Origin of the sequence: Streptacidiphilus carbonis (assembly GCF_000787775.1) — a bacterium.
GTDB lineage: Bacteria > Actinomycetota > Actinomycetes > Streptomycetales > Streptomycetaceae > Streptacidiphilus > Streptacidiphilus carbonis.
Window position 1 is genome coordinate 1 of record NZ_BBPM01000068.1, and the last position, 9560, is coordinate 9560.

General features: G+C 69.6%; 9 protein-coding genes. 1 reads left to right on the forward strand and 8 read right to left on the reverse strand.

Features of this window, described 5'->3' with window-relative positions:
* Window positions 1-208: 208 nt before the first annotated feature.
* Window positions 209-1171, forward strand: a complete 963-nt coding sequence (locus TR46_RS32690; protein WP_042409166.1) for a zinc-binding dehydrogenase — start codon at window positions 209-211, stop codon at window positions 1169-1171.
* 74 nt (window positions 1172-1245) lie between these two features.
* Here TR46_RS32690 and TR46_RS32695 read toward each other — a convergent pair whose 3' ends face one another.
* The 8 genes from TR46_RS32695 to TR46_RS32730 all read right to left on the reverse strand — a co-directional run.
* A complete protein-coding gene (locus tag TR46_RS32695; RefSeq protein WP_042409170.1) occupies window positions 1246-2256 on the reverse strand; it encodes a PadR family transcriptional regulator in 1011 nt (336 codons plus the stop codon).
* Window positions 2253-3128: a DUF4097 family beta strand repeat-containing protein gene (locus TR46_RS32700; RefSeq protein WP_042409174.1), complete on the reverse strand. Its 876-nt coding sequence runs from the start codon at window positions 3126-3128 to the stop codon at window positions 2253-2255. Before TR46_RS32700 ends, TR46_RS32695 begins: the two co-directional genes overlap by 4 nt.
* A 96-nt stretch (window positions 3129-3224) precedes the next feature.
* Complete coding sequence (locus TR46_RS32705) at window positions 3225-3404, reverse strand: DUF6104 family protein (protein ID WP_042409178.1); 180 nt, start codon at window positions 3402-3404, stop codon at window positions 3225-3227.
* 45 nt (window positions 3405-3449) lie between these two features.
* On the reverse strand, window positions 3450-4001 hold the full coding sequence (locus tag TR46_RS32710; RefSeq protein ID WP_152626815.1) for a hypothetical protein: 552 nt from the start codon (window positions 3999-4001) through the stop codon (window positions 3450-3452).
* Entirely contained in the window at window positions 3979-5253 is a 1275-nt protein-coding gene (locus tag TR46_RS32715; protein WP_042409182.1) for a WXG100 family type VII secretion target, read from the reverse strand. Before TR46_RS32715 ends, TR46_RS32710 begins: the two co-directional genes overlap by 23 nt.
* Before the next feature lie 12 nt (window positions 5254-5265).
* Window positions 5266-5562: a DUF6317 family protein gene (locus TR46_RS32720; protein ID WP_042409184.1), complete on the reverse strand. Its 297-nt coding sequence runs from the start codon at window positions 5560-5562 to the stop codon at window positions 5266-5268.
* The gene (locus TR46_RS32725) at window positions 5562-5930 is read right to left on the reverse strand and encodes a hypothetical protein (protein ID WP_152626816.1); all 369 of its coding nucleotides are present in this window, start codon (window positions 5928-5930) and stop codon (window positions 5562-5564) included. The genes TR46_RS32720 and TR46_RS32725 overlap by 1 nt, the downstream gene beginning before the upstream one ends.
* Before the next feature lie 118 nt (window positions 5931-6048).
* Window positions 6049-9560: multifunctional oxoglutarate decarboxylase/oxoglutarate dehydrogenase thiamine pyrophosphate-binding subunit/dihydrolipoyllysine-residue succinyltransferase subunit (locus TR46_RS32730; RefSeq protein ID WP_063770727.1), on the reverse strand; the 3512-nt coding region annotated here is incomplete at its 5' end.

Consider the following 9560-nt stretch of genomic DNA (forward strand, 5'->3'; position numbering starts at 1 on the left):
GGCCGGGGCGGGGCGACCGCTCTGGGGCCTGCTCCAGAATGAGTCTGTAGGCATGTTTCCGTCCTTGAGCGGCGATGACTCATTCTTCGCTTTGACGGCCCCTGCCGCGGCCACCCCGCCCCGTCCCGCCCCCTTCCGTGCGTGGGGAGTGAAAAAACGCACGTCCCTGCGCCGCCGGGGGTCACCCCGTGAGGGCTAGGGTCGGAGCATGTTTGCTGCCTACGCTGCGCGTACTGATGCCGAGGACCCGCTGAGCGGTCTTGAGTTGGGCGAGCGTCCCGAGCCCGAGGCCAGGGAGGGCTGGAGCGTTGTCACGGTCAAGGCCGCGAGCCTGAACCACCACGACCTGTGGTCGCTGCGGGGGGTCGGGCTGCCGGGGGAGCGGCTGCCGATGATCCTCGGGTGCGACGCGGCCGGGGTCGACGAGGACGGCAACGAGGTCGTGCTGCACTCGGTGATCGGCCAGACCGGGTACGGGGTGCGGGTCGGGGAGCCGAGGTCGATTCTGACGGAGCGGTACCAGGGGACCTTCGCGCAGAAGGTGGCGGTGCCGACCTGGAATCTGCTGCCGAAGCCGAAGGAGCTGTCGTTCGCGGAGGCGGCGTGTCTGCCGACCGCTTGGCTGACGGCCTATCGGATGCTGTTCACCAATGCCGGGGTCCGGCCGGGGGACACCGTGCTGGTTCAGGGCGCGGGGGGGGGTGTGGCCACGGCGCTGGTCGTGCTGGGCAAGGCTGCGGGGCTGCGGGTCTGGGTCACCAGCCGGGACGAGGCCAAGGGCGCTCGGGCGCTGGAGTTGGGCGCGGACGCGGCCTTCGCGACCGGGGCGCGGCTGCCGGAGCGGGTGGACGCGGTCATGGAGACCGTCGGCGCGGCGACCTGGTCGCACTCGGTGAAGTCGCTGCGGCCGGGCGGCACGATCGTCATCTCCGGCGCGACCAGCGGCCCGAACCCGCCGGCCGAGCTGACCCGGGTGTTCTTCTTGGAGCTCAAGGTGGTCGGCTCCACCATGGGCACCAAGGAGGAGTTGGCCGGACTTCTCTCGATGTGCGCGACCACGGGCATCCGCCCGATCATCGACTCCGTCCTCCCTCTGAACGAAGCGCGTGAGGCCTTCACCCGCATGGAGAAGGGCGACCTCTTCGGCAAGCTGGTGCTGGAGCCCCGATAGGGGCGCGGGGAACTGCGCGACAGGCCACCCCCCAAGGTGTCCTGTCGCGCAGGACGTCCCCCCGCCCCGCCGGGTCAGTCCCCGCGGATCCGGCGGGCCGCCGCGGCCAGCACCGCCCGGGCCCGGGCGAGTTCGTCCGCCGCGAACCCGCGGTCCCTCGCGCCGTCGCGGACCTCGTCGCGGAACCGGTCCAGCAGCCCGCTGAGTTCGCGCAGCGGCTCGTTGGACGGGTTGGTCATGGTCCACGGCGGGAGGTCGGTCGCGGGCGGGAGGTCGGTCGCGTCGTCCTTGCCCAGGTCGATCCGGTCGGCGGGTTCCGCCTGCCCGCTCTGCGACTGGCTCCAGCGGGCCGGGTCGGCCAGGCCCGTGAGGGTGCGGGTCAGCTCGGAGAGCCCCTCGCTCAGGCCGGTGGGCCAGTCCCCGCTGCGGGCCTGGGCCTTCATCTGCTCGCCGATCCGGTGCGCCTCGGCCTTGACCTGGTCGCGCAGCGCCCTGGTCTGCTCGCGGGTGGCCCGGGCCTCCTCGCGGGCGCTGCGGGCCTGCTCCTTGGCCTGCCGGGCCTGCTCCTTCGCCTGCTCCTTGGCGACGCGCCACTCCTCCTTGGTGCGCTGCCAGGACTCCTTGTCCATTCCGGGCCAGGGGCCGTCGCCCCAGACCGGGTCCGGGCCCCAGCCCTTGGACTCGCTCTTGGTCTGGCGGCGGGACTCCTTGGCGGCGCGGCGCATCTCCTCGCGGAGGTCCTTCGCGGAGTCGCGGACGTCCTCGCGGATCTGGTCGGCCAGGTGTGCGACGGACTCGTGGATCTCGGTCTCCAGGGCGTCGATCTCCGTTGCGCGGTCGGCCAGTTCGGCCTTGCCGGCGTCGGTGATGCGGTAGACCTTGCGGCCGCCTTCGAGGGTGTGCGAGACCAGTCCCTCCTGCTCCAGCTTGGCCAGCCGGGGGTAGACCGTGCCGGCCGAGGGCGCGTAGAGCCCGTGGAAGCGCTCCTCCAGCAGGCGGATCACCTCGTAGCCGTGGCGGGGGGACTCGTCCAGCAGCTTGAGGAGGTAGAGACGGAGACGGCCATGGGCGAAAACGGGGCTCATGCCTCGTCCTCCTTACTGAAGTCGAGAGCCTTGGGTGTGTCGTCCTCGGGCGCGGGGCGGCGGAGCAGGGCCACCGAGCCGGAGACGGTGGTGATCTTGACCTTGCCGGAGCCGGTGCCGAGGGTGCCGGTCAGCTGCTTGGCGCCCCAGGTGCCGGCCATCCTCAGCTCGTCGAAGGCGCTGGAGACGTCGCCGCTGGTGGTGTTGGCGTGGACCTGCGCGTTGGTGGGCTCCGGGATGCGGAGCGAGACCTCGCCGGAGACGTTGTTGAGGCTGACGTCGGTGTTGTTGTTCCGGGCGAGGTCGACGGTGACCGGGCCGCTGACCGAGTTGGCCTTGAGGGTGCGGCTGGCGCCCTCGACCACGGTCAGCTCGCCGGAGACGGTGTTGACCTTGAGGTCGCCGGAGACCGACTGGGCGTGCACGCTGCCGGACACGGTGTTGGCGTCGACCGGCCCGGACACGCCGACCAGGGTGGTCGAGCCGCTGGCGCTGTGCACGGTCACCGGGGCGGCGATGCCCGAGATCACGGTGTCCGACGAGGCCGAACCGAGCTCGATCCGGGTGCCGTGCGGCACCGCGAGCGAGACCACGGCGCGGCGGCGGACGCCCTCCCGCCACTTGCCGATGAACGTGGCGAGGGACTTCCACGAGAAGTCCTTCCACGTCAGGTCGTCGTAGGTGACGACGAGTTCACCCCGTTCCAGGGTGATCTGCAGGGGTGGCCCTTCGATCTCGGTGACTTCGAGCCTGGCGGGCCCGTCGTCGGCGACTACGTTCACGGCGCCGGCGACCGTGCGCACGCGGAGGCGGGTGATCTCGGCGTCGAAGGTGAGCTTCTCCGGTGTGCTGACGGTCCACTGCTCGGTCATGCTGACTCCCCGAAGTATGGTGGCAGAGGACGCGCTATGTATCGCGTCCTCTGCTATTCACGATATATCGTGTCCCTGGGAAGTCAAGCGGTTCTGCTACTCGTCCTCGTCGTCGTCCAGCCGCGCCAGCCAGGTGGCCAGTCGTTCGACCGGAACCTCGAACTCCGGATTCAGGTCCACGAACTCCTGCAGCCGGTCGGCCAGCCAGTCAAAACTGACCTCCTCCTCCCCGCGCCGGCTCTGCAGCTCCTCAATGCCTCGGTCGGTGAAGTACACGGATGGATCTCCTGGTGGGGGCGGCGATACTGAGGAAGAGCCTACTTACCGGTGATGTGCTCGGAGCTCGGCCTCGAACTGCAGACGTGCACCCCGTTCCGCGGGGAGTTCGCGACAGAAGATCGCACCCAGGAGGAAGGCGGCCATGTAACCGAACCCTCCGGGAGCGGTTACCGGGAGGAACAGGATCAGCACGAGTCGGTTGAGCAAGGGATTGGTAAGCACGGGGTGGCGACTGCGGTATTCAAGCCGTTGGTCGCGCCACTGCTTGGGAGTGAGGTCAAGGGCGCGCGCCGCCACTGTCGCGCGCAGACCGAACGCGAAGCCGATCAGAACGGCGACGACTGCGGCGATCCGCAGCGGAAGCACCCAGCCATGTGCGATGGACCCGTCGTCGATCCAGGCCCAGCCAGCCAAGGCCAGTCCGCAGAGCAGCAACAGCATGATCAGTTGACCGAAGGCGATGGACGCGCGTCGCATCCAGTACCGATGACCGTGCTCGACCCAGGTCGTGCCGATGTTCTTCACCGGAAGCGGACGGACGTCCGGGGGGAGGATGCGCGGGTAGGGGCGCTCAGAAGATGCTGGTGATTCCATGCCACACTCCTTTTGCGTCATCGGCGATGCTGGCACCGGCACCCTTCACGACGTTCCAACTTCCTTGTGCAACACCCCCGACGATCCCGTGATCGTGGATGTCCTCGCTCCAGTGCTCATGGAGCGCCTTGTCGACTGCGTACACGCCGAACATCACGCCGCCGGCGCCCAGCGCCAGAGCGCCTGCTGCCGCTTCCTCAGGCAGCGAGGCCACAACCGCCGCGCCGAGCGCCAGCCCTCCGAGGGCTGAGGTGCCGTCGACTAGGGCGGAGTGGGTCCAGGACCAGCCCTTGTCGTGGTCTTCCTGGGCTTCGGTGACGCCGACCACGCCGGCGGCGGCGATGTCGAGGACGGGGATGTCGCGGAGGAACTCCGGGAGGCGGTCGAGGCCCTCGAACATCTTGAGGTCGCGGGCGGCGTCGCCGAGCTTGTAGTTGAGGGTCTTGTCGAAGGTGCCGCGTTTGGCCTCCGCGGCTTCAAGCTCGGTGTTCAGGGCCTTGACCTGTCTGATCGAGGCGCGGTATGCCGCGTCCTCGGGCAGGTCCTTGGGGACGTCCTTGCCGGCGGCCTTGAGGGACTGGCGCTCGGAGTTGAGTTTGTCCCAGGCGTCCTGGGTGCCCTTGGAGGCCGAGTCGAGCTTGCTCTGCGCCTTTTCGGCCGCCGCGGAGCGGGAGTCGTCCTTGGCGGCGTAGAGGTCGCGCAGGAAGGCGGAGACGGTGGCCTTGTCCGCGGTCTTCATCGGGCCGTTGGGGTCGATGTCGTCGAAGAGCTGCTTGAGCTGCTCTGCCGCCTGGACCCGGGCCTCCTGGGCGGAGTACGTGATCTGCTTGTAGACCTCGCCGTAGGAGTTCAGCTCGCTGATCGCCTGCTGCTCCTTGGGGCTGGGCGGGTTGGCGGTCACCAATTCGAGGGGTTCGCCACGTGGCCCGATGGCGACGCCCTTGCCCTTGGCGGCGTCGGCGGCGTTGTAGAGGGCGCTCTCCGCGGCGGCGAGTTGCCCGCCCAACTCGGTGAGCACGGAGCCCACCGAGCCGATCAGGTCGGCGAGGCCGCCTGCTGTTATTGCGTCCTCGCTCCACTTCCCCCGGAACTCCTCGGCGGAGTCCCCCTTCCAGCCGGCGTCGCCGACGAGCGAGTCGACCTTGCCGCTGAGCGGCTGGATCACTCCGTCCAGATCCTCCTTGGCGCCGGTGAGGGAGGTGCCCATCGCCTGGATACCGCCGATGTCGCCGCCGATCCAGCTCTCCGTCATGTTCCCGCCTGTCTATCCGGCCATGAGGTCTTCGAAGACCCCGTGCACGTCGACGTCATTGCGCTGGTACGAGTCGTGGGCGTAGGCCAGCTTGTCGCCGTGCTCGTCGATCCGGTCGGCCATCTTGGTGTGCAGTCCGTCGATCGCTTCCAGCAGGATCTGCATGGCGCCGTTGAGGGCGGGGTCGCCGCCGTCGGCGACGGGAGGGGTGACCCTAGGTTTGAAACCGCGGTAGGTCTCCGCCTCGGTGTGGAAGGTCCCGGCCATGCTGCTGAGGTCGCCGAGGACGACCTGGTATCCGGCGCCCATCAGCCATCCCTCCGGTACTCGGCGAGATCCGCCGCGGTCCAGCGGCGGGCCCGCGGGTCGGTGCGCGGGTCGAGGTGGACGGCGCCGAGGCCGCTGCGGCGCATCAGCCCGACGAACCACTCGGCCGAGGCGGCCACCCAGGGCTGGGCCTCGCCGAGCCGCTCCTTGAGCACCCGCGGTGAGCTGAAGGCGACCGGCACCGGCCCGGCGGGGCCGTCCAGCAGCTCGAAGACGATCTGCGGCCGGAGGTCGGTCCGTTCGGGCAGCGGGTACTGCGGATGCGCGGGCACACACAGCACGGTGTCGGCGGGCGGCGCCGAGGCGCCGTCATAACCGCCTGGGTTCAGCGCGCGGTCGACTCTGGACATCTTCACCCCGTTGTTGATGTACGGCCGGTCTGATGCTAGCGGTCGCTGACGGGGGAGAACGCCGACGGGCCCGGCGCTCCGTGAGGAGTGCCGGGCCCGTCGGGGTGGTGTCGGGGGGTCAGATGGAGAAGACGTCCTCGACGAGTTGGGACTGCTCGGCGGCGTGGCGCTTGGCGGAGCCGACCGCCGGGGCCGAGGAGGACGGGCGGGCGACGCGGCGCAGCCGGGAGCCGGCGGCGTTGCGGCCGACCACCACGTCCAGGTGGTCGATCAGGTTGAGCGCGATGAACGGCCAGGCGCCCTGGTTGGCCGGCTCCTCCTGGGCCCAGACGTACTGGACGTCCCCGCCGTAGCGCTGCAGCTCCTCCTGGAGCTCGGCGATCGGGAGCGGGTAGAGGCGCTCGACCCGGACCAGCGCCGTGTCGGTGATGCCGCGCTCGGTGCGGGCCGCCTCCAGGTCGTAGTAGAACTTGCCCGCGGTGATGACGACCTTGCGGACGTTGGCCGGGTCCACGGTGGAGTCGCCGATCACCGGGCGGAACGCGCCGGAGGTGAACTCGTCGGCCTTGGACGCCGCCGCCTTCAGTCGCAGCATCGACTTCGGGGTGAAGACGATCAGCGGCTTGTGGTGCGGGTTGTGGACCTGCCACCGCAGCAGGTGGAAGTAGTTCGACGGGAGCGTCGGCTGGGCCACCGTCATGTTGTTGTCGGCGCACATCTGCAGGAAGCGCTCGATGCGCGCGGACGAGTGGTCCGGTCCCTGGCCCTCGTAGCCGTGCGGCAGCAGCAGGGTGACCCCGGAGGTCTGGCCCCACTTGGCCTCGGCGGAGGTGATGAACTCGTCGACGATGGTGGAGGCGCCGTTGACGAAGTCGCCGAACTGGGCCTCCCACGCGACCAGCGCGTTCTTGCGGGCCAGCGAGTAGCCGTACTCGAAGCCCATCGCCGCGTACTCGGAGAGCAGGCTGTCGTAGACGGTGTAGCGGGCCTGGTCCTCGGTCAGGTAGAGGAGCGGGGTGTAGTCCTCGCCGGTGACCCGGTCGACCAGCACCGCGTGCCGGGTGCCGAAGGTGCCGCGGCGGCTGTCCTGGCCGGCGAGCCGGACCGGGTGGCCCTCCATCAGCAGCGAGCCGATGGCGAGGGTCTCGCCCATGGCCCAGTCGATGGTGCCGTCGTCGATGCTGGAGGACCGGCGCTGCAGCTGCGGCAGCAGCCGCGGGTGCACGGTGAGCCAGTCCGGCAGGGCGACCTGGGACTCGGCGATGCGCTTGACCATCTCCTGGGAGATGCCGGTCTGCACCTGCACCGGGAAGGTGGCCTGCGGGCGCTCGCTGGTGGCCGGGGCCGGGCTGGCGTTGGCCTCGCGGACCTCCACGAAGACCTTCTCCAGCTGGTCCTGATAGTCCTTGAGCGCCTGCTCGGCCTCCTCGACGGTGATGTCGCCGCGACCGATCAGGCCCTCGGTGTAGAGCTTGCGCACCGAGCGCTTCTTGTCGATCAGGTCGTACATCAGCGGCTGGGTGAACGAGGGGTTGTCGGCCTCGTTGTGGCCGCGGCGGCGGTAGCAGATGAGGTCGATGACCACGTCCTTGCCGAACGCCTGGCGGAACTCGAAGGCCAGCCGGGCGACGCGGACCACGGCCTCCGGGTCGTCGCCGTTGACGTGGAAGATCGGGGCCTCGATCATGCGCGCCACGTCGGTGCAGTACGTGGAGGAGCGGGAGGCGGCCGGGGCGGCGGTGAAGCCGACCTGGTTGTTGATCACCACGTGCACGGTGCCGCCGGTGCGGTAGCCGCGCAGCTGCGACATGTTCAGGGTCTCGGCGACCACGCCCTGGCCCGCGAAGGCCGCGTCGCCGTGGATCTGCACGGCGAGGACGTCGAAGGAGTTGCCGGCCTTGTCCTGGATGTCCTGCTTGGCGCGGACGATGCCCTCGACGACCGGGTCCACCGCCTCCAGGTGGGAGGGGTTGGCGGCCAGCGAGACCTTGATCTTCTCGCCGTCGATGCCGGTGAAGGTGCCCTCGGAGCCCAGGTGGTACTTGACGTCGCCGGAGCCGTGCATCGACTTGGGGTCCAGATTGCCCTGGAACTCGCGGAAGATCTGGGCGTAGGACTTGCCGACGATGTTGGCCAGCACGTTGAGGCGGCCGCGGTGGGCCATGCCGATCACGGTCTCGTCCAGCTTGGCCTCGGCGGCCGAGTCCAGGACCGCGTCCAGCAGCGGGATGACGGACTCGCCGCCCTCCAGCGAGAAGCGCTTCTGGCCGACGTACTTGGTCTGCAGGAACGTCTCGAACGCCTCGGCGGCGTTGAGCCGGCGCAGGATGCGCAGCTGCTCCTCGCGCTCGGGCTTGTCGTTGCCGCGCTCGACCCGGGCCTGGATCCAGCGGCGCTGCTTGGGGTCCTGGATGTGCATGTACTCGATGCCGATGGTGCGGCAGTACGAGTCGCGCAGCACGCCGAGGATGTCGCGCAGCTTCATGGTCGCCCGGCCGGCGAAGCCGCCGACCGCGAACTCGCGCTCCAGGTCCCACAGCGTCAGGTCGTGGGCCTGGACGTCGAGGTCGGGGTGCTTGCGCTGCTTGTACTCCAGCGGGTCGGTGTCGGCCATCAGGTGGCCGCGGACCCGGTAGCTGTGGATCAGCTCCATGACCCGGGCGGTCTTGTTGACCTCGTTGTCGTGGCTGTTGTCCACGTCGGTGGCCCAGCGGACCGGCTCGTAGGGGATCCGCAGCGACTCGAAGATCTGGTCGTAGAAGTCGCCCTGGCCGAGCAGCAGCTGGTGCATGGTGCGCAGGAACTCGCCGGACTGCGCGCCCTGGATGACCCGGTGGTCGTAGGTCGAGGTCAGCGTCATGACCTTGGAGACGCCCAGGCGGGAGAGGGTCTCCTGGGACGATCCCTGGAACTCGGCCGGGTACTCCATCGCGCCGACGCCCAGGATGGTGCCCTGACCGGGCATCAGCCGGGGCACGGAGTGGACGGTGCCGATGCCGCCGGGGTTGGTCAGCGAGGCGGTGACGCCGGAGAAGTCGTCCACCGTCAGCTTGTTCTGGCGGGCGCGGCGGACGATGTCCTCGTAGGCCTGCCAGAAGCCGAAGAAGTCGAGGGTCTCGGCCTTCTTGATGGCGGCCACGACCAGCTGGCGGTCGCCGTTGGGCTTGGTCAGGTCGATGGCCAGACCGAGGTTGACGTGCTCGGGCTTCACCAGGAAGGGCTTGCCGTCCTTCTCCTGGAAGCCCTGGTTCATGGCCGGCATGGCCTTGATGGCCTGCACCATGGCGTACCCGATGATGTGGGTGAAGGAGACCTTCCCACCGCGGGCGCGCTTGAGGTGGTTGTTGATGACGATGCGGTTGTCGATCAGCAGCTTCGCGGGGACGGCGCGCACGCTGGTCGCGGTCGGCATCGAGAGCGAGGCGTCCATGTTCGCGACGATCCGGGCGGAGGGGCCCTTGAGGGCGATCAGCTCGGGACCGGTGGGGGCGACGGGGGACGTCACGTTCTTGCTGTCCTTAAGGGCGTCGGCCACATCGGCCGGGGTGGAGGCTGACCGGGGCGCCGGTGCGGGGGGAGCCGGGGGCTTCGGCGGCACGGGCGGCGCGGCGGTCGGTGCGGCAGGAGGGG

Excerpts from the sequence above, each read along its gene's own strand:
- TR46_RS32690 (WP_042409166.1), top strand. The coding sequence starts at position 209 with ATGTTTGCTGCCTACGCTGCGCGTACTGATGCCGAGGACCCGCTGAGC.
- TR46_RS32695 (WP_042409170.1), bottom strand. The coding sequence starts at position 2,256 with ATGAGCCCCGTTTTCGCCCATGGCCGTCTCCGTCTCTACCTCCTCAAG.
- TR46_RS32700 (WP_042409174.1), bottom strand. The coding sequence starts at position 3,128 with ATGACCGAGCAGTGGACCGTCAGCACACCGGAGAAGCTCACCTTCGAC.
- TR46_RS32710 (WP_152626815.1), bottom strand. The coding sequence starts at position 4,001 with ATGGAATCACCAGCATCTTCTGAGCGCCCCTACCCGCGCATCCTCCCC.
- TR46_RS32715 (WP_042409182.1), bottom strand. The coding sequence starts at position 5,253 with ATGACGGAGAGCTGGATCGGCGGCGACATCGGCGGTATCCAGGCGATG.
- TR46_RS32720 (WP_042409184.1), bottom strand. The coding sequence starts at position 5,562 with ATGGGCGCCGGATACCAGGTCGTCCTCGGCGACCTCAGCAGCATGGCC.
- TR46_RS32725 (WP_152626816.1), bottom strand. The coding sequence starts at position 5,930 with ATGTCCAGAGTCGACCGCGCGCTGAACCCAGGCGGTTATGACGGCGCC.